This window comes from Psychrobacter lutiphocae DSM 21542 (genome assembly GCF_000382145.1).
Taxonomy (GTDB): Bacteria; Pseudomonadota; Gammaproteobacteria; order Pseudomonadales; family Moraxellaceae; genus Psychrobacter; species Psychrobacter lutiphocae.
Window position 1 is genome coordinate 23,180 of the sequence record NZ_KB907638.1, and the last position, 24,884, is coordinate 48,063.

Annotated in this window: 20 protein-coding genes; 11 read left to right on the plus strand and 9 right to left on the minus strand. The window is 40.0% G+C overall.

The window, feature by feature from the left end; genetic code table 11:
- Positions 1-55 precede the first annotated feature (55 nt).
- Both H140_RS0107645 and H140_RS0107650 read left to right on the plus strand, forming a co-directional pair.
- Positions 56-1,105: a threonine aldolase family protein gene (locus tag H140_RS0107645; protein ID WP_019673075.1), complete on the plus strand. Its 1,050-nt coding sequence runs from the start codon at positions 56-58 to the stop codon at positions 1,103-1,105.
- A gap of 140 nt (positions 1,106-1,245) precedes the next feature.
- Positions 1,246-2,064, plus strand: a complete 819-nt coding sequence (locus tag H140_RS0107650; protein WP_019673076.1) for an enoyl-CoA hydratase/isomerase family protein — start codon at positions 1,246-1,248, stop codon at positions 2,062-2,064.
- Between the two features lie 123 nt (positions 2,065-2,187).
- On the opposite strand, the gene H140_RS0107655 is transcribed toward H140_RS0107650, so the two are convergent.
- Positions 2,188-2,613, minus strand: coding sequence for a PACE efflux transporter (locus H140_RS0107655; protein WP_019673077.1), 426 nt, complete (start codon positions 2,611-2,613; stop codon positions 2,188-2,190).
- A gap of 234 nt (positions 2,614-2,847) precedes the next feature.
- On the opposite strand from H140_RS0107655, the gene H140_RS0107660 reads away from it, so the two are divergent.
- Together H140_RS0107660 and H140_RS16390 are read left to right on the plus strand one after the other, a co-directional pair.
- A complete protein-coding gene (locus H140_RS0107660) occupies positions 2,848-4,380 on the plus strand; it encodes a BCCT family transporter (RefSeq protein WP_019673078.1) in 1,533 nt (510 codons plus the stop codon).
- The gene (locus H140_RS16390; RefSeq protein ID WP_019673079.1) at positions 4,377-4,508 is read left to right on the plus strand and encodes a hypothetical protein; all 132 of its coding nucleotides are present in this window, start codon (positions 4,377-4,379) and stop codon (positions 4,506-4,508) included. The genes H140_RS0107660 and H140_RS16390 overlap by 4 nt, the downstream gene beginning before the upstream one ends.
- A 286-nt stretch (positions 4,509-4,794) precedes the next feature.
- Here the strand turns inward: H140_RS16390 and acnB are convergent, their stop codons facing one another.
- A complete protein-coding gene (gene acnB / locus H140_RS0107670; protein ID WP_019673080.1) occupies positions 4,795-7,398 on the minus strand; it encodes a bifunctional aconitate hydratase 2/2-methylisocitrate dehydratase in 2,604 nt (867 codons plus the stop codon).
- A 924-nt stretch (positions 7,399-8,322) separates the two neighbouring features.
- Here acnB and lipA point away from each other — a divergent pair.
- A complete protein-coding gene (lipA, locus tag H140_RS0107675) occupies positions 8,323-9,366 on the plus strand; it encodes a lipoyl synthase (protein WP_019673081.1) in 1,044 nt (347 codons plus the stop codon).
- Positions 9,367-9,489: 123 nt separating this feature from the next.
- Here the strand turns inward: lipA and H140_RS0107680 are convergent, their stop codons facing one another.
- The 3 genes from H140_RS0107680 to H140_RS0107690 form a co-directional block, all read right to left on the minus strand.
- Complete coding sequence (locus H140_RS0107680; protein WP_019673082.1) at positions 9,490-11,523, minus strand: TRAP transporter permease; 2,034 nt, start codon at positions 11,521-11,523, stop codon at positions 9,490-9,492.
- Entirely contained in the window at positions 11,483-11,986 is a 504-nt protein-coding gene (locus tag H140_RS0107685) for a DUF1850 domain-containing protein (protein WP_167320791.1), read from the minus strand. Before H140_RS0107685 ends, H140_RS0107680 begins: the two co-directional genes overlap by 41 nt.
- A 106-nt stretch (positions 11,987-12,092) precedes the next feature.
- On the minus strand, positions 12,093-13,112 hold the full coding sequence (locus H140_RS0107690; protein WP_019673084.1) for a TAXI family TRAP transporter solute-binding subunit: 1,020 nt from the start codon (positions 13,110-13,112) through the stop codon (positions 12,093-12,095).
- 448 nt (positions 13,113-13,560) lie between these two features.
- Here H140_RS0107690 and H140_RS0107695 point away from each other — a divergent pair, with 448 nt between their 5' ends.
- The 4 genes from H140_RS0107695 to H140_RS0107710 all read left to right on the plus strand — a co-directional run bounded on the left by H140_RS0107695 (position 13,561) and on the right by H140_RS0107710 (position 17,869).
- Entirely contained in the window at positions 13,561-14,487 is a 927-nt protein-coding gene (locus tag H140_RS0107695; protein WP_019673085.1) for an alpha/beta fold hydrolase, read from the plus strand.
- 324 nt (positions 14,488-14,811) lie between these two features.
- Entirely contained in the window at positions 14,812-15,633 is an 822-nt protein-coding gene (dapD, locus tag H140_RS0107700) for a 2,3,4,5-tetrahydropyridine-2,6-dicarboxylate N-succinyltransferase (protein WP_019673086.1), read from the plus strand.
- Positions 15,634-15,948: 315 nt separating this feature from the next.
- Positions 15,949-16,692 carry a radical SAM protein gene (locus H140_RS0107705; protein WP_019673087.1) on the plus strand — a complete coding sequence of 248 codons (744 nt, stop codon included), beginning with the start codon at positions 15,949-15,951 and terminating at the stop codon, positions 16,690-16,692.
- Between the two features lie 22 nt (positions 16,693-16,714).
- Complete coding sequence (locus H140_RS0107710) at positions 16,715-17,869, plus strand: multidrug resistance efflux transporter family protein (protein WP_026348938.1); 1,155 nt, start codon at positions 16,715-16,717, stop codon at positions 17,867-17,869.
- A 29-nt stretch (positions 17,870-17,898) separates the two neighbouring features.
- Here H140_RS0107710 and H140_RS0107715 read toward each other — a convergent pair whose 3' ends face one another.
- The 4 genes from H140_RS0107715 to rplU form a co-directional block, all read right to left on the minus strand.
- Positions 17,899-18,525 (minus strand): TetR/AcrR family transcriptional regulator, encoded by a 627-nt coding sequence (locus H140_RS0107715; protein WP_019673089.1) that lies wholly within the window; start codon positions 18,523-18,525, stop codon positions 17,899-17,901.
- 150 nt (positions 18,526-18,675) lie between these two features.
- Positions 18,676-19,419 (minus strand): outer membrane lipoprotein chaperone LolA, encoded by a 744-nt coding sequence (gene lolA, locus H140_RS0107720; RefSeq protein WP_019673090.1) that lies wholly within the window; start codon positions 19,417-19,419, stop codon positions 18,676-18,678.
- Between the two features lie 433 nt (positions 19,420-19,852).
- Positions 19,853-20,110 carry a 50S ribosomal protein L27 gene (rpmA, locus tag H140_RS0107725; RefSeq protein ID WP_019673091.1) on the minus strand — a complete coding sequence of 86 codons (258 nt, stop codon included), beginning with the start codon at positions 20,108-20,110 and terminating at the stop codon, positions 19,853-19,855.
- A 215-nt stretch (positions 20,111-20,325) separates the two neighbouring features.
- Positions 20,326-20,640 (minus strand): 50S ribosomal protein L21, encoded by a 315-nt coding sequence (rplU, locus tag H140_RS0107735; RefSeq protein WP_019673093.1) that lies wholly within the window; start codon positions 20,638-20,640, stop codon positions 20,326-20,328.
- Between the two features lie 625 nt (positions 20,641-21,265).
- Here rplU and H140_RS0107740 point away from each other — a divergent pair.
- Positions 21,266-22,297 carry a polyprenyl synthetase family protein gene (locus tag H140_RS0107740; protein ID WP_019673094.1) on the plus strand — a complete coding sequence of 344 codons (1,032 nt, stop codon included), beginning with the start codon at positions 21,266-21,268 and terminating at the stop codon, positions 22,295-22,297.
- A 1,135-nt stretch (positions 22,298-23,432) separates the two neighbouring features.
- On the plus strand, positions 23,433-24,869 hold the full coding sequence (locus H140_RS0107745; RefSeq protein WP_019673095.1) for an efflux RND transporter periplasmic adaptor subunit: 1,437 nt from the start codon (positions 23,433-23,435) through the stop codon (positions 24,867-24,869).
- Positions 24,870-24,884 lie beyond the last annotated feature (15 nt).

Consider the following 24,884-nt stretch of genomic DNA (forward strand, 5'->3'; position numbering starts at 1 on the left):
TAAATAAACCCTAATCACCCGCAATAAAATCCAAGTAGAGAGTTAAAACCATACCATGTACCATTTTTTAAATGATTATAGTGAAAGCGCCCATCCAGATATCATTGCCGCCCTACACGACAGCCACAAACAACAACATAAAGGCTATGGCTTTGATGAGTTTTCCGAAAAAGTTCGCAACAGTATCAAGCAAAAAATTGGCAATCCGGATATTGCCGTACACTTTGGCATCACAGGTACTCAAGCCAACTTAGTCTGTATCGATGCCATGCTCGCCTCGATTGATGGCATCATAGCTTGCGACACAGGGCATATCGCCGTTAATGAGGCGGGTGCGATTGAAGCCACAGGTCACAAAGTGATTATTGCACCATCAACCAACGGTAAACTTACCATTGACGCGTTAGAGAAAGTACGCCTGCGCCATAGCTTTGCCCCACATGTGGTGCGTAGTAGAGCCGTTTATATCTCTAACACCACTGAGCTAGGTACTGTTTATAACTATGATGAATTAAAGGCCATCTCTGATTACTGTCGTGAACATGATATGTACTTGTTTATGGATGGTGCGCGCCTTGGTGCTGCCATTGCCAGTAGCCATGACGACCCCAACCAACGCAACCTAACACTTGCTGATTTTGCAGAATTGACCGACATATTCTGGTTTGGTGGTACTAAAATGGGTGCTATGTTTGGTGAAATTTTGATCATCCCCAATCAAAAAATTGCCAAAGATTTTAATATTTATCTCAAGCAACATGGTGGCCTACTTGCCAAAGGCTATTTAATGGCATTACAGTTTGATGTGCTCTTAAAAAACGACAAGTACCTTGAATTATGCCGTCATGCAAATACTATGGCGCGCCAAATATCACAGAGTTTGGTTGATGCTGGTCATAAGCTATTTGTTGCCACTGAAAGTAATCAAGTATTCGCCGTCTTACCACAAACTTTGATTCAATTTTTAAAAACCAAATTTGAATTTTATGAGTGGGAAGTGTTAAACGATGAGTTTAGCATTGTGCGCTTGGTGACTTCTTGGGCAACAGACCCTAAGCAAGTAACCCGCTTTGTTGAAATGGTTAAAGAGCAAGCCAAGATATAGCCAACTAACCACCTTTGCTAATCTTTAAATTAATTAGCAAGTGTTAAGTTGTACAACTGAGCATCTTAAAGTTTAATGCTTAAAGACTCACTAAGCCCACTAACCCGTAAACTTTCCACAAACTTCTTAGGATAACCGTTATGACACAGCCTCAAGCGCCATCAGATGCTCAGCCACTTGTCTTATATCGAGTTGATAATCATATTGCGACCATCACGCTCAATGATCCAAAAAGCCTTAACGCCTTTAGTACGCCATTAAAAGATAAAGTACTGGAGGCGTTAAATAGCGCTGAAGCTGACAAAGAGGTTCGTGTCATTGTGCTGCAAGGCGCTGGCGGTAATTTTTCAAGTGGTGGTGACATCAAAGAAATGCTATCAAATGGGCTTGATAAAGAAAGCTTATCATCTACCTTACAAAATATGGTTGCAGGCGCTCGTGAAGTCAGCTTAAAGCTACGTCAAGTACATAAGCCAGTCATTGCCAAACTAGAAGGTGCGGTTGCTGGGGCGGGCATGAACTTAGCGTTAACTTGTGATTTTCGTGTGAGCAGTGATACTGCTAAGTTTCTGCAAGCCTTTGTACATATTGGCTTGGTGCCAGATGCTGGTGGCGTTTATTTATTAAACCATCTCATTGGCCCTGCCAAAACCACTGAGCTGATTATGCTGGGCGAGAAGATTTCAGCGCAAGATATGGCGAATTTAAACCTATTAAACGAGGTAGTCAGTGCCGACAAGCTCGATGAAACTGTACAAGCGCTTGCCACCCGTTTGGCCGCTTTGCCTGCTGAGGCGCTAGCGACGATGAAGCATATGCTCAATACCCATGCCTACTCTGGTCTTAATGAGGCGTTAGACATGGAAGTATTACAGCAAGCCAGACTTGCTAAGACGGATGACTTCGTTGAAGGAGTAACAGCTTTCGTTGAAAAGCGTAAGCCAGTTTATAATAAATAGTGCTTACTTGAAATAGCCACTTTAATTTATACGATACAGACATGAATAAGCCCCTTTGCTATAAAGGGGCTTTTTTTACCCTCACGAACCATACGGTTAAAGTATAAGTAACTATTACTTAAATTACGACTGATTGGGTAACGCAAAAATCTTGTCAAATATCAGGGTAAACAAAAAGGTGTAAACCAAGAAAAACAACAGCAAAGCTGCCTCCATCATAAACGCTTGATACAGACCAACCTTATACCAAACCATATAAAGCGGTAAGCAAATTAATAATAATCCTCCCTCAAATCCTACCGCGTGCAAACAGCGAATTAAAAACGTGCGCTCATGATTTTGGCGTCGTCTCTCCCACGCTTCAAACCCAGTATTAAAGATAAAGTTCCAAATTACAGCTGCCAAAGATACCATGACAGCAACGGGCAATGACTGCATTGCCTCCCCACCACTGAGCCACATTAAGATGTAAGTGGATAAAATAATGGCTACTATCTCAAACACCGTCACATACACTAAGCGACGCTTAAGCGGGGATAAATGGATCAAGATACTCTCCTAAAGACTAGCGCTTAGCTTAATCTGGCTTAATTCATTGCCATTTGACAAATATTTTTATAAAAAATTTTGTTAATTTTGTCCAATAATTTAATCAAACAGGTATAGTAGTACCATATTGTAACAAATTAGCAATGTTAACCGCTCTATTTATTTTTTGGAAACATTTATTAACTAAGCTGATGGGGATTTCACCATCAGCCTTGGCATTGGGGATCTCACAAGATGAGTCTTAACAATAATGAAACAAAAAGAATAAACTACTTTTTATATACCGCCGTCTTGGTGGGTATCATTGCTGTGTTAGCAGTGTGGAAGCCCACTATGTTGACAGGCGTCATCATTGCAGCCAGTAACTTTTTTTATCAGGCGTTTGACTGGCTAATTATGTGGCTGCCTTTATTGGCATTGACTGTCTGTCTGGCCGTTGCCTTTTCTCGCTATGGCAACATTCGCCTTGGTGGCAAACACGCCAAACCTGAATACTCGTTTTTGACTTGGATGAATATGCTATTTACCGCAGGTATTGGGGTTGGCATCGTCTTTTATGGGCCTATTGAAGGGATTTGGCATTACTATCAATCATCTATCGGTGTCAAAGACACAAGTTTAGCCGCTTATGAACAAGTCGGTAATGCTATGAGTCTGGCGTTACATGTTTGGGGCTTGCCAGCTTGGGCGCTATACACCTTAGCTGGCATAGTGATGGCTTACTTTGCGTATCAGCACAAGATGGAGTTTAGTCCTGCTGCCCCATTACAAAAAGCTTTTCCAAAAAAGCGGTGGGTAAAACCAGTCGGTGTCATTATCACTGCATTGGCTATTATTTCAATTGCTTTATCCGTATCCTCTTCTGTTGCGATGGCGACTGGACAAATTGGGTCAGGTCTTGAAATTATTTCTGGCATCTCTTTTGCTTCATTAGGCTGGAGAACGGTCATTTTAATTGTTATAGCCGCTTTATATACCCTAGGCGCAATTTTACCGATTGCCAAAGGTATGACCTTTTTAGGTAATATGACGGTTTATTTATCATTGGCCTTATTAGCCTTTGTCTTTTTAGTCGGCCCTAGCCATTACTTTTTGAGCACCATGACCGTTGCTGTCGGTAATATCGCTACCCAAACCATACCTCATTCGTTTCAACTGTATTTATTTGAGCCACGTGACTGGATTGTCTGGTACCCCATGGCATATTGGGTATGGTGGGTAACTTGGGCACCCTTTGTCGGCGTATTCTTAGCCAAGATTTCATACGGCAGAACCATTCGTCAATTTGTACTTGCCAGCATCTTAGTTCCTACTGGATTTATCGTTATTTGGTTTTCTGTTTTCTCAGGTTTTAGCTTATTAGATACCATTGAAGGTAGCGGTAAATTGGCTGAAATTGCCAACAAAGGCGATTATGAAGGTACTTTTTATTACTTATTAGAGATGTTACCTGGTTCTGCTGTCACAAAGATTGTGACTGTTATTTTATTTTTGGGATTTGTGGTCACTACGGTTACCAGTGCTGCCATTTCATTAGGAATTATGACCAGCCATGATGGCCGCACCGAAAGCCGCTATAAAGCGGTGGTCTGGAGTGTCCTGATTGCTTTGGTTGCTTATGCTGTTGTTGTAACAGGGAAAATTGAAGGGATTAAAGCGGTGGGATCTTTTGCTGGGTTCCCTTTTGTCTTCTTAACTTACTTATGGATGGCTGCCTTATGGAGACAGTTACGCCGTGACTATCCGACGGAGAAAAAAGAACTATGAAACAAACCATGTATTTAAATCAGTCATTAGCTGATAACGCCATTGAAACTGTATTACTGGTTTTAGTGCTTGTCTTCTTGGTCTATGTGATTAAGATTGCCTTTTTTGAACAAGATGTTGACAGTTAGACTGCTTATCAGCAAATAAACCTTAAGCAACATAAGCACTAAGCACTAAGCACTAAATAAGTAATACCAAATCTGAAAATTAAGATATCGAGGAAAAAGAGTGCAAACGCTACAAGTAGTAGGTTTAGCGAGTTTGACAAAGATAGGTTATTTTTCAGAAAAGGTATAATAAGTAATAAATACAAAAACCCCGCATCAAAAAAGATACGGGGTTTTTTTAGATATTGGATTCTTCAATCAAGACAGAACGATTAAGTGTCGCTCATTACAGATAGCAATTTATCGCTTACTGTAACTGTGCCACATTAATCTTGTCTGCTTCTTCAGAATAAGCTTCCATCTGATCGAAGTTCATGTAGCGATAGACTTCATCACCCATGCTATTTAACATACCAGCATACTGCTGATATTCTTCGTTAGTTGGAAGTTTACCAAGTACCGCTGCAACAGCAGCAAGCTCAGCTGATGCTAGGTATACGTTAGCCCCTTGACCTAGACGGTTCGGGAAGTTTCGGGTAGAGGTAGAAACTGCTGTGGACTTCGGTGCAATACGTGCTTGGTTACCCATACATAATGAACAACCTGGCATCTCAGTACGAGCACCTGCTTGTGCATAGACGTTATAATAGCCTTCTTCCATTAACTGGCGAGCATCCATCTTAGTAGGTGGTGCGATCCATAGGCGGGTTTTTAAGCTACCAGCTGGCACGTCTTGTAGCAACTTACCAGCAGCACGGAAGTGACCAATATTGGTCATACATGAGCCGATGAATACTTCATCAATTTTGTCACCAGCAACGTCAGATAGAGTCTTAGCATCATCTGGATCATTTGGACAGCATAGTACTGGCTCTTTGATTTGACTCATATCGATCGTCATATCAATCGCGTATTCTGCATCTTCATCAGCACGCATCAGGCTTGGGTTCTCCAACCACTCCTCCATCGCAAGGATACGACGGCTTAGGGTACGAGCATCGCCATAACCCTCAGAAATCATCCACTTAAGAAGTGTAATATTAGATTCCAAGTACTCTTTTACTGACTCTTCAGACAAGGTGATGGTACAACCAGCAGCACTACGTTCAGCAGATGCGTCAGACAATTCAAAAGCCTGCTCTACTGTTAGGTTCTCTAAGCCTTCGATCTCTAGAATTCGACCGTTGAACTCGTTGATTTTACCTTTTTTATCAACAGTTAAGTAACCTTCTTTGATTGCTTGTAACGGAATGGCATGTACTAGGTCACGCAATGTGATACCAGGCTGCATTTCACCAACAAAACGTACACGTACTGATTCAGGCATATCTAGTGGCATAACGCCAGTCGCTGCTGCGAATGCAACCAGACCAGAACCTGCTGGGAATGAGATACCCATTGGGAAACGCGTATGCGAGTCACCACCTGTACCAACGGTATCTGGTAGAAGCATACGGTTTAACCAGCTGTGGATAATACCATCACCTGGACGCAAGCTGACACCACCACGGTTCATGATGAAGTCAGGTAGTGTGTGCTGAGTCTCAACATCAACTGGTTTTGGATATGCCGCAGTGTGACAGAAAGACTGCATTACTAAGTCGGCTTGGAAACCTAAACAAGCTAAATCTTTTAGCTCATCACGAGTCATTGGACCAGTCGTGTCCTGAGAGCCAACCGTTGTCATCTTAGGCTCACAATACATACCTGGGCGTACGCCTTCCAGACCACAAGCTTTACCAACCATTTTTTGAGCCAATGTATAACCTTTATTTGACTCTTCTGGCTGTTCTGGCTTAGCAAATACTTCTGAATGGCCTAATTTTAAGTAATCACGGGCACGGTTGGTCAACGCACGACCGATAATTAATGGAATACGACCACCAGCACGCACTTCATCAAGCAAAGTATTTGAGTTTAGCTCAAAGGTTGACAATACTTCGTCTGAATCATGCTTAGTGATTTTGCCATCATGTGGATAGATATCAAAGATATCGCCCATGTTGATGTTTTCAACTTTAACGTTTTCAATTGGCAATGCACCTGAGTCTTCCATAGTGTTATAGAAGATAGGGGCAATTTTACCACCTAGTACAAGACCACCAGCACGTTTGTTTGGTACGTTCGGGATGTCATCACCCATTAACCAAAGTACTGAGTTGGTCGCTGACTTACGGCTTGAACCAGTACCAACAACGTCACCAACATAAGCTAGTGGATAACCTTTTTGTTTTAGCTCCTCAATCAGCTTCATTGGACCACGTACGCCTTCTTCATCGGCTGTGATACCATCACGAGAGTTTTTGTGCATTGCCAAAGCGTGCAATGGGATGTCTGGACGGCTCCAAGCATCCTGTGCTGGTGACAGGTCATCTGTATTGGTTTCACCAGTTACTTTAAATGCAGTATAAGTAAGCTTTTGTGGCACTTCAGGGCGCTCTAAGAACCACTCAGCATCAGCCCACGACTGGATAACCTCTTGTGCTTTTTGGTTACCTGCTTCAGCTTTTTCGGTCACATCATTGAACGCATCAAATACCAATAAGGTCTTTTTTAGTGCTGCTGCCGCATTATCAGCCAGCTCAGCATCGTCCAGTGCTTCAACTAATGGTAATACGTTATAACCGCCTTGCATGGTACCTAAAATATCAACCGCTTTCTTCTTATCAATCAGCGGTGAGGTAGCTTCGCCCTTCACGATAGCCGCTAAGAAGGCTGCCTTTACATAAGCAGCTTGGTCAACCCCTGCAGGAACACGGTTAACCAATAAATCCATTAAAAACTCTTCCTCACCTGCTGGTGGGTTTTTTAATAGCTCAACTAAGTCGGCTGTTTGGTGCTCAGAAAGTGGTAAAGGTACTGTACCTAGCTCGGCACGTTCTTCGACATGTTTACGATATGCGTCTAACACAATAAGCGTCCTCTTTGATTATATAATGCAGGTTTGGGTAGCTGCCACGGATAATAAGCACATCAGATTAAGTTTTTGCTCAAGGTTTTGAGTTGTCAAATTGACCGAACTATTGCAATCGATCACTACATCTATAATTTTACTGATCATCTGTGTTGGCTGATCGTGGTGGCTTCCGACACCTTGCAGGTGGGTTTAATGTTCGCCTCTATAATATCCGTCTCTAATATAGCCTAAAATCGTCAAAAAGTTAATGACCAAACTGTAAAGCCACTGTGTTTTAGAGCCATATCCAACATTTATTTATGAAATATCTACTATAATATAAAGCATAGGACTCATGCCAACCTCTGTTACCACCAAATCTTAATAGCCCTGTATTGCAAGGTATGACTATACCTTATTACCTTATTACCTTATTACCTTATTACCTTATTACCTTGTTACCTTATTACCTTGTTACCTTGTTACCTTACTACCTTGTATACCACTACCTTACTACTTTTCATGTCATTACCTGCTTTTACCTTATTTTAACTTTTCATATTTGATTAGGTCCTGCATCGAATATTATAAGTTGAAAATAGGGTATATTTATAATAAATTCGTCAAGTGGCATCTCGCTGTCCTTTAGTCTTCTTGGTCGAAAACTTGTAGGGTGGTGAGGTGCCATTTTTTTTCAAGTTCCAAAAGAGTTGAGAGTGGGGTATTAAGTGGGGTATTAATAGTAACTTATAATCCAAGCCAAGCACTTACCCTTAGCCATTGAGTTATCCGCAATACATCCCTATATCTGTTATAATATCGGACATAATCTTCGCTCAAATATTAATTCAAATATAATGGGGAATAAAACTAGGGCGTGTCTTCGATTTTGATATTTTTAAAATTCTTATTATAGAAAGAGTTAGGACAGATATTACTATGACAAATACTGTAGAGACTTACATCCCAAAAGCACCGCCAAAACCAAAAAAAGCTGTCAAAGGAGAGAAGTTACGTGGTTACGATAAAGTAGCTCGTATCCCAATTAAAGTCATCCCAACAGTTGAAGCGCCAAAAAAGCCTGACTGGATTCGTGTCAGAATGTCATCGCCAGCTGAAGTTGAGCGTATCAAAAAAACATTACGCAAACAAAAGCTTTATACTGTCTGTGAAGAAGCAGCTTGCCCCAATCTTCCACAGTGCTTTGGTGACGGTACTGCTACCTTCATGATTATGGGTGATATTTGTACCCGCCGCTGTCCATTTTGTGATGTCGCACATGGTCGGCCAAACGAACTAGATAAAGATGAGCCCCGTAATACGGCTGAAACTATTTTAGGCTTAGGTCTTAAATATGCCGTTATCACATCAGTTGACCGTGATGACCTAAAAGATGGCGGTGCCCAACACTTTGTTGATGTGATTAATGAATCAAAAGCTCTTAGCCCAAACTGTTTGATTGAGATTTTAGTACCTGACTTTCGTGGTCGGATGGAAATTGCCCTAGACTTATTAACTGAAACAGCACCAGATGTGTTTAATCATAACATCGAAACTGTTCCACGTTTATACAAAGCATTTCGACCAGGCTCTGACTATCAGCATTCTCTTAATCTACTAAAAGAGTATAAAGCCCGTCGTCCAGACATTGCGACCAAATGTGGCTTTATGGTTGGTCTGGGTGAGACAGAAGAAGAAGTTTACGCCTTGCTAGATGATTTAAAGGCGCACGATGTAGATATGATTACTATCGGTCAATACCTACAACCCAGTAAAAACCATGCTCCTGTCGATCGCTATGTTCACCCTGATGAGTTTCAGCGTTATATGGACTATGGTAAAAAAATTGGCTTCTTTAGTGTCTGGGCAGGACCTATGGTGCGCTCAAGCTACTTTGCCGACCGCCAGTTCTATGGTGAAGATTGCCCTGCTCCGGTTCGCAGCAAAAAAGCTCTAGAAACAGAGGGCAAGTTAGGTTGTTAGGATATAAATAACGACTTTTGAAAGCTTAAAATCAAGAACTAAAAAAAGGAGGTCTATTTATTAAACCTCCTTTTCTATTTTAATTTTTCACTTTAATTCAAAGCGTTTAAAAACTTAAAAAGATTATAAATGAGTCACACTTACTGGCTTACCTTTCGACCTGTTAGCTCTCACATTTAATATCATAATGCCAAGTACAACAACGCCACCAACGATATCCGTCATCATCTCTGGATAAATCAGTAACAAGGCGCCGATAGCCAATACCACACGAGTAACCACATTCATATTACCTTTAAAGTAACCCTCAACGGCGGCACTTAACCCAATAACACCTGTAACAGAGGTGAAAACGACGGTAACAATCTCAATAGTAGGTGGTAATGGAAACTCTTTAGCTGTAACAGCTAATCCCACTGGATCTATCATCAACATGGTTGGGTTATAAATAAACATAAATGGCACAATAAATCCTGCTAGCGCCAATCTTAGAGATTGAAATCCAGTTTTCATTGGGTCTCCACCAGCAATACCAGCACCTGCAAACGCTGCCAAACACACAGGTGGCGTGATATTGGCAAAAATACCAAAGTAAAACACAAACATATGAGCAGCCAAAATTGGAATATCAAATCCAGCCAGCGCAGGAGCAGCCATGGTTGCAGTAATAATATAAGCAGGAATTGATGGCAGTCCCATTCCAAGAACCATTGATGCAAGCATGGTTAATATAAGTGTTAAAAACAATGATCCCGCACCTAGCGTTACAATAGAGGATGTCATGACACTACCGAAACTGGTTAAGCTTACCACCCCGATGATAATACCAACCACCGCACAAGCTGCCATGACTGCTAAAGATTGACGTGCGCCATCTTCAAATGCGCCAAGTATATCTTTAAAACCCATACGTGTTTCAGCCCTTAGCATACTCATAACAACAGTAAAGCCAATAGTATAAGCTGCAGCAAAACCAACAGGAACGGACTTGCCTAATAAAAATACCAAAAAAACAATTGGTAATAGCATATGACCACGCGCTTTCATCACATCCTTGATACGTGGCAAGCTTTCTTTAGCTATACCTTTTAAATCTCGTCGCCCTGCTCTGAAATGTACTTGAGCTATCACACCAAGATAATACAATACCGCTGGAAGTAGAGCTGCCAATGCAATTGTACTGTATTTTACGCCAGTAGTTTCTGCCATAATAAAAGCACTGGCTCCCATTATAGGTGGCAATACCTGCCCACCTACTGATGCACTGGCCTCAACAGCACCCGCAAAATTTTTGTGATAACCAACCTTTTTCATTAAAGGAATGGTAAATGCGCCAGTTCCGACAACATTTGCGACAGCTGCACCATTAATACTGCCCATAAACCCACTGGATATCACAGCTACTTTTGCAGGCCCACCCTGCTTATGACCTGCCAACGCCAATGCTAAATCATTAAATAACTGCCCCATTCCTGATCGAGATAAGAAAGCACCAAATAGAATAAATAGAAAAATAAAAGTCACCGATGCGCCAATAGCTGTTGAATATAATCCTTCCGTTTTCAAATACAGCTGACCAAAAATATCTCCAATATCATAAGGTCTAGTTAACAGCCGATCAGGCATAAAATCTAAATGACTAAAAAAAGGATAAGCTAAAAATATAAGCGCAAATAAGGGCAATATAAATCCAGTAATACGACGTGTCCCCTCAAGCACACATAATACCGTTATCATAGCAAAGACAATATCAAGCTGACTTGGAATACCACCTCGTACAGTCACAATATTTTGATATTCAATTAGTAAATAAGCAACGCCTGAAAAGGATAAAGCAAACCAAATCCAGTCATACCAAGCAATCGTCAGTCTTGAAGATTTTTTGGTTGCGGGATAAATCAAAAATATCAATGCAAATCCAACACCGACATGTGCAGCACGCTGTAATAGCGCAGGCATTGGATTAAAAGTAATATATAAATGGAAAATAGCATAAATAACTGCTAGTGCAGAAATAAACCAACCTATATGTTTATTCTTTAAATGCCGAGTAATAGACTCTCTATCAAACTTCTCTAATATCTGTTGTTGCTTCTCAACTGATGGTGAGTCCGAATCAATCACTGATTCTATCTGTGTGGTTTGGGGTGTAGTCATGGCATGACTCCTGTAACAACTGCGCCCATATCGTCATTTTTCTGGGTGCAATGTAAATATTAGTATAACCACCACTAACCCATTGATAGATAGGCAGTACGTGATTCTGATTAACAATGGTCGCTTTTATATTTGATGACACCATCCAATTCAGATAAGGCAATTGCTGATTGACTTGATAATGAATATATCCACTATATTTTTTATCAAGGTGACTTTGATGAGCTCTTTCTCCAATCGATGAGCCGCTCACTGATACCGATGGTACTCCTGCACCAAAGGTTTCAAAGTATGTGTCCGTCAACAGCAGCCTATCATTATATAACTCATAGACTTCGACCCATTGTTGCCTTTCAACAGAATGCATCCATTGAAGCTCAAAACCTGTGCCATCTAACAAGCATGATTTCTGTTCAAAAACAATCACTATTCGTTGCTGCTGTTGACTTACAACAAATAACACTATGGCTATCAGCCCTATTAAAACAAAAAAACCAGTAAAGCAACAAAGTTGGCCGTACTGGTTTCTTAATAGCGATATCATCTAAATTCAGTAGCGACAAATATAACTATTGCGTTGCTTGCTCATCATAATATTTTTTGGCACCTGGATGGATAGGTGCAACCATGCCTTGTTGTGCATTTTCTAAACTAATATCCGCTGCCGCCTGATGTGCTGTTTTCAATTTATCCAAACTCTCAAAAAATGTTTTGGTTAATTTATAAACATCACCTTCAGACAAATCAGAGCTCACAACTAAAGCATTCATGATTGCCGCGGTTGGAATGGCTGTCTCATTACCATAAGTGCCTGCTGGAATCTCTTTTGCTGTAAAGTAAGTTTCATTCTGTGCAATTTCAGCAACCTTAGCAGGATCAATGCTTACTAACTGCAAATCAAAACCTTGTTGCAACTCCATTAAAGAAGAGTTTGGCAAACCACTAGTTAAGAATGCAGCATCTAACTTACCAGACTTTAGTGCATCTGCGGCTTCTGCATAACCTAAATAATCCACTTTGACATCATCATAGGTCATACCAAAGCCTTGAAGTAAATTACGTGCATTTACCTCAACACCTGAGTTTTGCGCACCAACAGCTATACGTTTACCTCTCAAGTCTTCAAAGTTTTTTATCCCTGACTTTTGTGAAGTAACCACTTGCACATAGTTAGGATATAAAGCTGCTATTTGCTGAACTTTTGTAATTGGTGCACTAAAGTTATTTCTACCTAAAACAGCATCATTAACCACATCGCTCATCGCAAATGCCATTTCAACTTTCCCTTGGTCAATCAGGTTCATATTTTCAACAGAAGCACCTGTTGTTTGCGTTTTAGAGTTGACACCATAGGTTGCATTATAAGCTTCAGTTAGTGATGTTGCGATAATATTATAAGGACCCGAAGCCCCACCAGTTGCTACTGTGACAAATTTTGTTTCTAGCTTATCCGCTGATACTGTTGTAGCTTCACCAGCAACTTCTTTACTACTATCACTTTGATTTGAACATGCTGTTAAAGCAAGAGTGCTTAGTAATACCCCTGATACCAACAAACAACCCTTTGTTTTAAAAGTTTTTTTTATCATAGTAATGTCCTTATCTTTTTTTGATTCTGAGCTATAAACAAGCTTTTTTACAGCTCAATGCGTTTTATACTAGTAATATTTATAACACATATTACAATAAACTAATACTTTAGCGCTAGAATAACTTACTGACTGGACTAACTTAATATCAAAACCTCCACTCTCAATTTATTAGAATTCAATCTAAACTGGTACTGTTAGTCCAGCAAAATTTAGCTTGTTATTAAAGCTCGGCTAAAGCCCTAACCTACACCAAGAGTTGAGAGCAAGGTTACTAAAATAATTAGTTAAAAAAATAATTAGTTAAAAAAATAATACTGATAGCCAAAAATTGGCCTATTAATTATCTGATGTCAGTGTTATGTTATAATGCTTAGAAAATTTCCAGTCGATATAGTAGATGTAAAGCTAAAATTATTGATATAAAATAAAATGCAAAGGATGCCTTATGGCTAAAACCCTACTTTCTTCCGACAAAACTCATACGTTAAATCACACCTTATTTGAACCACAACAACCTGTCAAAGCTACTTTACTTATTTTGCATGGCATGACAGAGCACAGCGGTCGCTACGCAGACTTTGCTCAGTTTTTAGCAGGACATGGTATTGCGATTATTACCTACGATCATCTAGGTCATGGACGCAGCATCAATAATGCCAATGAACTGGGGTATTTTGGCGAAAAGCATCCGATGCAAACTCTGTTAAAAGACGCCATTATCATGGCAGACACACTCAAAGTCCAATATCCTGATGTGCCACACTTTATTATGGGTCACTCGATGGGCTCTTTTATCGTTCGTACCTTATTGCAAGTGCATAGCAGTCAATTTTCTGGTGCGATTTTGATGGGAAGTAGTGACTATAACCCTTTGGTAAAACTCGCTATTCCATTAGCTACCGCGTTAAATAAGTTGCAACCAAGACGACCAAACCCAATCTTTACCAATATTGTTAACAAAATATTTAACTCTCGCTTAAAAAATAATCGTATTAAATCAGATCGTGCTTGGCTATGTGCCAATCCTGAAGCAATTGCATCCTATGAAGATGATCCTTTATGCGGTTTTGATTTTACTAACAATGGATTTTGGACCTTATTTCAATTAATGCAAGAAGGTCTTTCCAAAAATTGGGCTGATACCATTGAGCCAGACTTCCCTATGCTATTTATCAGCGGTGAAGATGATCCTGTGGGTGATATGGGTAAAGGTATTCGCAAGCTGACCATTCGTATGAAAAAACAAGGCTTTAAACAGATTGAACAACTACTATATCCATTAATGCGCCATGAACCCTTGCATGAGCAGGACAACCAGTTGGTATATCAAGACTTACTACACTGGCTTCAACAACAGCTTACAACCAACTAGCTGATGCGGACAGAGTCAACATAATATTCGCTTCAGCTAAAAGTGACGCGAGAGTATTTAGTTTTTTGTCCCCATCTGGTTTGCTAAACTGTAAAAAATTAGCGACAATAACCAACCCTAATAAACAATTATCCGATAACCAACTTTATTTAATGCAGTTATCGGCTTATTGTTTGATTGTGATTAACCACAATCAATGACAAATTAAACTAACTGGCTTATCTAACATATAATCCATCAACTTATATCGCTTATATAAATGGCGCAATTAGCTTAATGAAATCAAAACCAATGAACTTAAATTAATACCAAACTGGAAAATCTATGTCATTAGAACAAATCATTGAACAAGCATTTGAAAAACGTGCTGAATATAGCCCAGCTACTATGCCAAAAGATGTCAAAGATGCTGTAAACAGTGTGCTTGATCAACTTGATAACGGCAGCCTACGAGTAGCCGAAAAAATAGACGGCGAGTGGATAGTTAACCAATGGGCAAAAAAAGCAGTGTTATTATCTTTTCGCCTAAACGATAACTATCCAATGCCTGCATGTGAACATTTGCAATTCTATGACAAGGTTCCCACTAAGTTTTCAAGCTGGACCAAGCAACAATTTGAAGACGCAGGTGTGCGTGTTGTTCCACCTGCTGTCGCACGCCGTGGCTCATATATTGCTAAAGGCGTGGTGTTAATGCCAAGCTATACTAATATTGGCGCCTATGTGGACGAAGGTGCTATGGTTGACACATGGGCAACCGTTGGCTCATGCGCACAAATTGGTAAAAACGTGCATCTGTCAGGCGGTGTTGGTATCGGTGGTGTATTAGAGCCGCTACAAGCCAACCCAACTATTATTGAAGACAACTGCTTTATCGGCGCTCGCTCTGAGATTGTTGAGGGCGTTATTGTTGAAGAAGGCTCGGTAATCTCAATGGGTGTTTATATCGGTCAATCTACTAAGATTTTAGACCGTGAAACTGGTGAGATCAGCTACGGCCGCATTCCAGCTGGTTCGGTGGTTGTCTCTGGTAGCATCCCTGCAAAAGACGGTTCACACAGCTTATATTGTGCTGTCATTGTCAAAAAAGTTGATGCAAAAACACGTGCCAAGACTAGTATTAATGAGCTATTACGTTTGGCCTAGGTTTTTTAATTACACGATGTTGTCTTAGTCTTAATATGATGTTTAAAAGTTTGCCATAACCAACTTTTATTTGTTGACACGCCCTAAATACCAGAAGGTAAGGATTATTTTAGTCCTTACCTTCACTTTTTTATTCTCATTTTTTAATTCTATTGTTTGTTCTAATACCAAATCTAAAAATTAAGCTATCGAGGAAAACGAGTGCAAACGCTACAAGTAGTAGGTTTAGCGAGTTTGACAAAGATAGGTTATTTTTTAGAAAAGGTATAATATCCAACTCTCACTTTAATTCTAATAGTATCATTAGCCAACGTTATGTCAAATTTACGAACCACCAGTATTCCTGTTACTGACCCTGAATCCGGTCTTCGCATGACTGAGATTTTTTACTCTTTACAAGGTGAGGCTTTAACTGCTGGCTTGCCTACCATTTTTGTGCGCTTAACCGGCTGCCCATTGCGCTGTGTCTATTGTGATACCACCTACTCTTTTACTGGTGGTGAGAGGCTGTCACTAGATGCCATCATGGCAGAGATAGCCCAATATCCTTGCAAACGCATCTGCCTAACTGGCGGTGAGCCATTAGCACAGCCAAATGCCATTCCCTTAATGCAGCGACTGCTCGATGAAGGCTATGAGATTTCATTAGAGACAGCTGGTGCGTTAAGTGTGGCCAATGTCCCCACCGCTGTCAGCAAAGTCATGGATATCAAAACGCCCAGCAGTGGTGAAGCGGATAAAAACCTATGGTCTAACCTTGATTATCTCACCAAGCATGATCAATTAAAATTTGTGATTATGAACCGTGAAGATTATGACTGGGCAAAACAAAAACTTGATGAATATCAATTAGATAAACTAGTTAATACGGTTTGGTTTTCACCTATGTTTAATGTTCATGTAGAAGCGCTTGGTGATGCCTATGCTAGCCATTCACCTAGCGTTGATGTGCCCAATTTGGCCCGTGAACTGGCAGAATGGATCTTAGTAGATGCGCTACCGGTGCGGTTACAATTACAATTGCACAAAATAATTTGGGCAGATGCCAAAGGTAAATAACCCCTATCCACAAGAAGTCTTTATGATAAAGCTGATTTTTATTACGCTTATTGCCTGTGCTTTTTTTAGCACAACTTATATATTCAATGAGCTCATGAGTGATGCAGGTGGCCACTGGTACTGGTCGGCTAGCCTACGTTATTTATTCATGTTTATCTTACTGACCATTATTATTGGCTTTCAAGATGGCTGGCAACGCATTAAAGCGCTATGGCATATTTACATTTCCCATTGGCGCTTTTGGACACTTACAGGCAGTATTGGCTTTGGTATCTTTTATGCAGCCCTATGTTATGCTGGAGATCATGTTAGCGGTTGGGTGGTAGCCGCCACTTTTATGTTTACCGTAGTGGCCAGTTTGTTTGTGCTCATGGCATTTGGTCATCGATTTGACAGACGTTTTATTGTATATGCTGGCATCATTTTCATCGGAGTGGTGATGGCTAATATTAGCGAAGCCATTGCAGGTGCTAACGAATCATTGGTGATAGATATTCCTCTATTAGACATTATTATTTATGGTACCCTGCCCTCTTTACTTGCCGCGTTCAGCTATCCTATCGGTAGTCAGTTAGTGTGGCAAGCCTCTTACAATGCACGTGTATATAACGTACAGCAAGCAAAACAACAGCAGACCCTAAAGAACTTAACATTTTGGACAGTCAACAATGAGTTTCAACCTTTGACCACCTTAGCACCCAGAATTGTATCATTAAAAATGGGGGACTACTTTCAGCAACAGTCTGAAAATGTAGCCATCACGCAACTGCCAAAGTCCAAGCTTCAACAGCTAATAGAGCTAATTCCCACCATCCCCACTACTTTATTGCGCAGCTCTTTTAATAAGGTATGGTTAATGACAGTGGGTAGCATTCCGTTTTGGATTGCCTTAGGCATAGCAGTTCGTCCTGAGGCACCCATGCAAAGCCAAGTGCATAATACTTTTTTAGTCGCTTTGTTATCTGGAGTGATTGCCACCAGCCTGTATTTATATGCTCGTGAACAAGCACAAACTCCCAGCGAGGTTGCTGGTGTTGACGCAACTCAGGCTAGTGAAATTATCTTTGCCTTATTAGGTGGCATACTGCTTTTAAACAACCCGCTACCATCTATGCTAGGCATTGGGGGCATTGTATTGGTATTAACAGGTTTAATGTTATTTGCAAAAAATGGGTAATTGATTAGGGAGTGATTCATTGCTCAAATTCATTGCTCAAATAATGACAGTACATAATCAATATGTCTGGCAACAACTTGATCCGAAAAAGGATCTTTGCCAGATAAGCGCTGATACTGAGGGGCAAAAGTAAATATTGAAGTCACTGCACCGATAAAAATATAACGAATATGCAGGCTATCACCGTCAGGCATTAAGCCTAATTTTTGTGCCTGATGCAACAAATCAAGCTCTGAGTCTGAATACTGACTTAAATATTCATCAGTAAACCAGTTTAATAACTCTAAATCACCCCGATTGGCCTGTATCATAAAGCGGTGAAAATCAGGAAATTCAGCACTAAACTCAATGTAGTGCTTTAATAGTTCACGCACCACGACCTTTTGCTCAACCTCACCCAGCTCTTTTAGTCGCTTTTCTGACTGCTCTGAATAAGTATCAAATATAGCTTTTGCAGCAGCTTTCCATAAATCTGCTTTGCTACCGAAGTGATGGGTAATTAAGGTATGGTTAACACCAGCATGACTGGCTATCGTACGTGTGGACACCCCTTCAAATCCAGCTGCCGAAAACTCACTAATCGCTGCATTTAGTATTTTTTCTTTAGTTTTACGTGCGCGTTTTTGTTCAGAGCGTTTGACAACTTTTGTATTCATTAAATCCTCAAATATTAATAATCAGCGCTTGTTGACTGCCTCTATATTAGGATTAATTATAGCAATTACTAACCATTTTATGTGAGTGACCTTTTACCTTTTACCTTTTACCTTTTACCTTTTTTATCTTTTATCTTTTATCTATGCTAATTATTGATTAATCACATCGACCCCAGCTGGCGGTGTAAACTTAAACTGACTGCTAGCAATACTGGTATTTAGCTTAACATTATTAAAGCGAATAGTCGTTACCTGCCCCAGCGAATCATTTAATACCATCATCACCGGCTTACCACCATTAAAACTAACGCTTAAACTTTTAAAGCTAGCATCACCGCTTTTTGGATACAGTACATAGTAGTTCTTCTTGGCATTTGGTTGAGTGATTTTAAAGTTTTGCGCAATTTTGTTAGGATCTCCTGATAATAACAATGCAGGAGTATTACCCAGCTGCTTTGACGCATCTTGGCGAGTTGCCTGATCAAGGTCTTTGTCATACACCCACAGCGCACTACCGTCAGTGACAATCAACTGCTCAAAGGGAGCTGTAATATTCCAGCGAAAATTATTTGGTCGTTGCAGGCTCATCGTACCAGAAAACGAACCATTTTTAGCGCTCAAACCACTTTGATTTCCATTGGCGCCTTTGGTGGATTGAGTAAAGCTAGCAGTCATACTCTTGGTACCGCTAAGCAAACTATTTAGGCGCTTTACTGCCGTCATTTCACTGGCGGCGGTTGCAGCCTGAGCTTGAGTCGCTATCATTGCTGGCATCACTGGTGCCGCTACCATCAAGGTGGCAATTGCAGTACCCATAAGCTTATTAGTTAAACGTTTCATATATTTTGTCTTTTGCTGTTGTTGCTGTTTGTATTGAATGCTTGAGTAAAACATACGAGTTCCTTTTTTATTTAAAATACAGCTAAAATAACTTGATAAATAGTGTGCCATTTCTTTTCTTACCTGACTAGATGAAAATTGCAAATAAAACTTCTGCTTTGTTACGCTCTGCTCATTTGTGGCTATTTATTAACAATAACTACTTATTAAAAACGACATTTACTAGGCATGGGGTTATTAGGTATGAGCATTTAAGCTCATTCTCAACTTATTACAACTTGATTTAGACGGGTGTTTTAATCCAGATAAAAGTAACTTTAATCAAATATACTGGAATCAAATATACTGGGCCACAGCCAACGCTAAGCGCTGAAAATAAAGAGCATTTCGTAAATAAATATGAATAAGCAAAATACAAAAACGCTCTGATAGCAGGGCCATCAGAGCGTTTACAAGTAAAAATTCTACTTGTTATAATGCCGAATAATTATGCTTGCTCAACAGATACATAACGACGGTTAAATTTACCCTTGGTATCGAATTTTACAACACCGTCAGTTAAGGCAAATAACGTATGGTCACGACCCATGCCTACGCCTTCACCAGCGTGGAATTCAGTACCACGTTGACGAACGATGATGTTCCCAGCGACCACATCTTGACCACCAAATACTTTTACGCCAAGCATTTTTGGGTTAGAGTCACGACCGTTACGAGTTGAACCTGCGGCTTTTTTATGTGCCATGAGAAATCTCCTTACTGAGACTAATTTATAAACTTGATGATGATATAGGATGATGTAAAGAATCATTGATAATAAGCATTAGCATCTAAAATGAACTGTTATTTATCTTTATCAGCCCTACTCAATATTATCTATACCATCGATAAAAAAGGATTACCAGCTATTGGTCTGTTTGATAACAATAAACAATCAAGACCATTTAGCTTGAAAGGCTATTAAGCGTTAATCGCTTTAATTTTAAGAAGCGTGTACCACTGACGATGACCTTGCTCTTTGTGATAATGCTTACGACGTTTGTGCTTAACGATACGAATTTTTTTGCCACGTCCGTGCTCAACGACTTCAGCTTCTACGCTTGCGCCTTCAACAACTGGCTGACCGATTTTATAATCATCGCCATTAACAACCATTAATACATCTTCAATTTTAATGGTTTCGCCTTGCTCAGCTTCTTTTAAAAGCTCAACTTTTAGTAGTTCATCAACGCTTACACGGTGCTGTTTGCCACCACTTTTGATAACTGCGTACATCTTACGACTCCGTTTAACCCGTGTGCCGTGGTTATCGTATGCAACATCATCGTTAACTATTATAATAAATAGCCATAAAGACGCACACTTAATAACACTTCAGCAGTTTGCCTGATCTACGGTCACGACAGGGAAAGTTACAGAAAAAATAGCGAGCAATCATGCCAATTCAAACTGGTATTGATTACAAGCCTTGAATATGAAAACGAAATTTTACGCATTTCATTCATAAATTGCAAGGGATGAATGCAAATTAGGGCTATGTTATGATGCTTTTTTGTTGTTGAAGGTAAATTTTAGCTAATTTTGGTTCAAACCCTCTATTTTTCAGCTGTAATGTTAGCCTTAATATGGGATGGGGCAATAAAAGCAAAAGCCTTTTTGTTTTTTACAATCACAAACCTTATTTAGGCTACGATTAAAACTAGCTTACGATAAAAGAACCCTAAACTAACTTTTTTCACGTAAAATACACTTGACAAAAAACACCAAACAATAAGATCTATTCGAGGCTGTATAAAATTGATAGATGCGTACCGCTGATCAACTCTATACAATACAGCCTCTAAATCCACCTCATTACTTTTTTCTTCCTCTTAATTACTTTATTGCAGTTGGTAGTAATATGAATAAAACAAACACCGCTACAAATATGCTAGACAGTATTCCTACTCCAAGCTTAGACTATGCTGACATTCAGCAAATCATCGCCGATGATTTTGCTATTATGGATAAGCAGGTTTTTGGTAGCTTAAACTCCAAAGTTCAATTGGTAATGAATGTATCACAGCATGTCATCAATGCTGGTGGCAAACGGATGCGTCCACTTATTACCCTGCTTTGCTCACGTTTGTGCAAAGATGAGCAGTCAAAAGAGGCGATGCATTTGGCTGCCATTACTGAAATGCTACATACTGCAACCTTGGTACATGATGATGTGATTGATGAGTCAGGATTGCGCCGTGGCCGTCCGACTGCCAATGCTACTTGGGATAATGCGACCGCAGTGTTGGTTGGTGATTATTTGATTGCGCGCGCCTTTAATTTATTAGTTGGCTTTCAAAGTTTACCTTTGCTCAAGTTGTTTTCAGATGGTACTTGTGATATAGCAGAGGGCGAAGTATTGCAACTTCAACATCAGCACAATCCAGCAGCGACCGAAACCGACTACATGAACATCATTGATGGCAAAACATCACGCCTATTTATGATGGCGACCTGTGGGGTTGCTATTTTGCAAAATCGCCCCGAATTTATGCAACCCTTTCGTGATTTTGGTCAGCACTTTGGTAATGCCTTTCAAATCATAGATGATGTGCTCGATTATACTGGTGACGCTGAAGTTATGGGTAAAAACTTAGGCGATGATTTGGCCGAAGGCAAACCTACCTTGCCGACTATTGTTGCGCTGCGCATACTAAAACAAACTGCTGAAGAAAAATACAACATCTTGCGCATTGCTGTACAAACTGGCAAAGTTGATGATGCACAAAAAGTTATTGACATCGTGCAACAATCTGGCGCATTAGATTACTGTCGTAGCCGTGCACTAGAAGAGACTCGATTAGCGCAGCAAGCGCTGAGTCACTTACCAGACAATGAATATCGTCATGGATTATGGCAGTTGACTGAGCTTGCAAGCTCACGTCTAGCGTAAGTGATGACTAGAGCCTATTGGACACTGTCGTACAGACCCTACTTTCACATAGGTTACACTTTGCAAGCTTAGTGTCAGATTCTGATACATAAGAAACGACTTAATAATGCAAATAGGATAACGCACAGACACTAATTTTTGTTATACTTTACGCTTGTAATGTTTAATGGACGCCATAACTACAACATAGCTACATTGTTTGGTTAACAGAATATAGTTTGGTTAACAGAATATTGTTTGGTGAACAGAATATAATATAGTTTAGTGAGCAAAATGATAGATAGATTAGCGAGACAATAATACAACAGCTTGCCCTAGTTATGTGAGTTTAAGCTACGTGAGTTTAAGTTGTATGGGCTTACCTCATATTCACTATCCATATTTATCGAACCATATTTATCGAAGCTATCTAGAAAAGAGCAATCAAAAATAGTATCTAGCTCTAAACAATAAAAGACCACATTTTGTGGTTTTTTATTGTTATAGCTTCAACAGTAGCCAAGCTCAACGACAAGCATAAATCTGTCTAAAACAAAGCTAACCTTATAACTTTAGCTAAGTTTACAAAAGTAACACATCTGTGCCTGTCATCATTGCTAAAGTAATACTATTTGTGTCCGTATTGTTTGTATCTGTCTTAGGGCTGTGCTGTATAAATGAGTTGATACATGAGTAGTGCTGACAGTCAACTTTAGCTCAGGCTAGGTCAGAATAAAAGTCAAGATCATGTTTACAAGGCTTTTAACTCTATCTAAGGAAACTGTGGCAAAGGACTAAAGAGACAGGGCTGCTTATTAATTCTATACATTTATATAGTCCCTATTAGAATCAAACTTAAAAAATTTAGCTGCATCTTTAGCCAAAAGCATATTGAGTTTCTGGGGTTAATTTATTAACTTATCGCCCTATTGAATAAAGCCGTCCTATAAAATAAAGATGCTTTATTAAGTTTGGCTACTATACAGGCAACTTAAATGATTGAGATTAAAATAATTGAACGAACTGATAAGTTATTTTGTTCATTTGATTAATTTAATATATTCAATTTATTTAACTTGCTTTATTTTATATTTTTCGTCTTTTACTTTATTAACTTATTACTTACTTGTGATGACCCAAATTAAGGTTTTTTTACATGAAACGATCACATCTTTATCTTGCCATTAGTTTAGCCGTATCTGGCCTATTTATTGCTGGATGCAACTCTAAACAAGACGAAGCAGACGCTGCTGCCCAGCAACAAATGCCCCCTGCAACCGTAGATGTTATGCCTGTACAGTTTCAAACTGTACCAATTATCAAAGAGTTTTCTGGTCGTATCGTAGCCTATGAAGTGGCAGACATCCGACCTCAAATTACTGGGGTAATTGATGAAATATTATACCGTGAAGGTGGTATGGTTGAAAAAGGTCAACCTTTGTACCGTTTAAGTGGCGAAAACTATGAGTCATCACAAGCAGCCAATCAAGCCGCAGTACAACAAGCCTTGGCCAATGTTGAAACAGCAAAAGCAAGTTATAACAATAGCGTAGCAAATATTGAATCACGTAAGGCTGAGTTTGAACAGGCCATAGCTGATATGGAAAGGTTGCGCCCCTTAGTATCCAAGCAAGCCATCTCAGAGCAACAATATCAACAAACAGAAACTCGGGCTAAAACCGCCAAAGCAGCTTATGAAAGTGCAATAGCATCTGCCCAACAAGCACAAGCCAATATTGCGAGTGCAGAGGCCGCTGTTGCTACTGCTCAAGCACAACTCTCTGGTAGTCAGTTAAGCGTTGACCGCACGACTGTTATTGCTCCTATCTCTGGCGTTACCGAGCGCTCTGGCCTCACCGTTGGTGCTTTAGTCAATGCCAACCAAGCCCAACCCTTGGTGACTATCTCCAAAATTAGCCCCATTTATGTCGATATCAGTCAGTCTTCAGCTGACTTATTAAGGCTAAAACACCAGCAAATGCAAGGTGAGCTACAAGGTGGTAGTGCACGTGTTGAATTAATACTTGAAGATGGGACACCTTATGCAGAGCCTGGGCAACTATTGCTTGCAGAAGCCAAAGTTGACCAAGATTCAGGAGCAGTAACCTTACGCGCTATCTTTAATAATGAGCAATATATGTTATTGCCTGGGATGTACGTCAAAGCTCGACTGTTACAAGGACTTATTAATAATGCGGTCTTATTACCGCAAAGTGCCTTAAAGCGGACACCTAGAGGTGAAGCTCAAGTATATATAGTCGATAACGAAGACAAATTACAAGTGCGTACTGTTACGACTGAAGGTACCTATCAAGGCAACTGGATTGTCTCTGATGGCTTACACTCTGGTGATCGTGTCGTAATAGTTGGTGGTGCCAACTTACAGCCTGAACAAAAGGTGATCACCAAAGCTTATCAGCCAGAGTCTAATCCAGCTGCTCCAGCACAGGGACAAGGGCCAGTTGCACCTCAAAACCAAAGCAATCAAGGCCCTGTTGCAGCTCCTAATACTAATGCAGTACAGGAACAAAACAGACAAGGTCCAGTGGCGCCTGAAGTGAATAATAACAGTGCTGCGACAGACGCTAATTAATACAAAAATAGGCAG

Bases quoted from the DNA above. Each gene is read 5' to 3' on its own strand.
- H140_RS0107645 (WP_019673075.1), top strand. From the start codon at position 56: ATGTACCATTTTTTAAATGATTATAGTGAAAGCGCCCATCCAGATATC.
- H140_RS0107650 (WP_019673076.1), top strand. From the start codon at position 1,246: ATGACACAGCCTCAAGCGCCATCAGATGCTCAGCCACTTGTCTTATAT.
- H140_RS0107660 (WP_019673078.1), top strand. From the start codon at position 2,848: ATGAGTCTTAACAATAATGAAACAAAAAGAATAAACTACTTTTTATAT.
- H140_RS16390 (WP_019673079.1), top strand. From the start codon at position 4,377: ATGAAACAAACCATGTATTTAAATCAGTCATTAGCTGATAACGCCATT.
- lipA (WP_019673081.1), top strand. From the start codon at position 8,323: ATGACAAATACTGTAGAGACTTACATCCCAAAAGCACCGCCAAAACCA.
- H140_RS0107680 (WP_019673082.1), bottom strand. From the start codon at position 11,523: ATGACTACACCCCAAACCACACAGATAGAATCAGTGATTGATTCGGAC.
- H140_RS0107690 (WP_019673084.1), bottom strand. From the start codon at position 13,112: ATGATAAAAAAAACTTTTAAAACAAAGGGTTGTTTGTTGGTATCAGGG.
- H140_RS0107695 (WP_019673085.1), top strand. From the start codon at position 13,561: ATGGCTAAAACCCTACTTTCTTCCGACAAAACTCATACGTTAAATCAC.
- dapD (WP_019673086.1), top strand. From the start codon at position 14,812: ATGTCATTAGAACAAATCATTGAACAAGCATTTGAAAAACGTGCTGAA.
- H140_RS0107705 (WP_019673087.1), top strand. From the start codon at position 15,949: ATGTCAAATTTACGAACCACCAGTATTCCTGTTACTGACCCTGAATCC.
- H140_RS0107710 (WP_026348938.1), top strand. From the start codon at position 16,715: ATGATAAAGCTGATTTTTATTACGCTTATTGCCTGTGCTTTTTTTAGC.
- H140_RS0107715 (WP_019673089.1), bottom strand. From the start codon at position 18,525: ATGAATACAAAAGTTGTCAAACGCTCTGAACAAAAACGCGCACGTAAA.
- lolA (WP_019673090.1), bottom strand. From the start codon at position 19,419: ATGTTTTACTCAAGCATTCAATACAAACAGCAACAACAGCAAAAGACA.
- rpmA (WP_019673091.1), bottom strand. From the start codon at position 20,110: ATGGCACATAAAAAAGCCGCAGGTTCAACTCGTAACGGTCGTGACTCT.
- rplU (WP_019673093.1), bottom strand. From the start codon at position 20,640: ATGTACGCAGTTATCAAAAGTGGTGGCAAACAGCACCGTGTAAGCGTT.
- H140_RS0107740 (WP_019673094.1), top strand. From the start codon at position 21,266: ATGAATAAAACAAACACCGCTACAAATATGCTAGACAGTATTCCTACT.
- H140_RS0107745 (WP_019673095.1), top strand. From the start codon at position 23,433: ATGAAACGATCACATCTTTATCTTGCCATTAGTTTAGCCGTATCTGGC.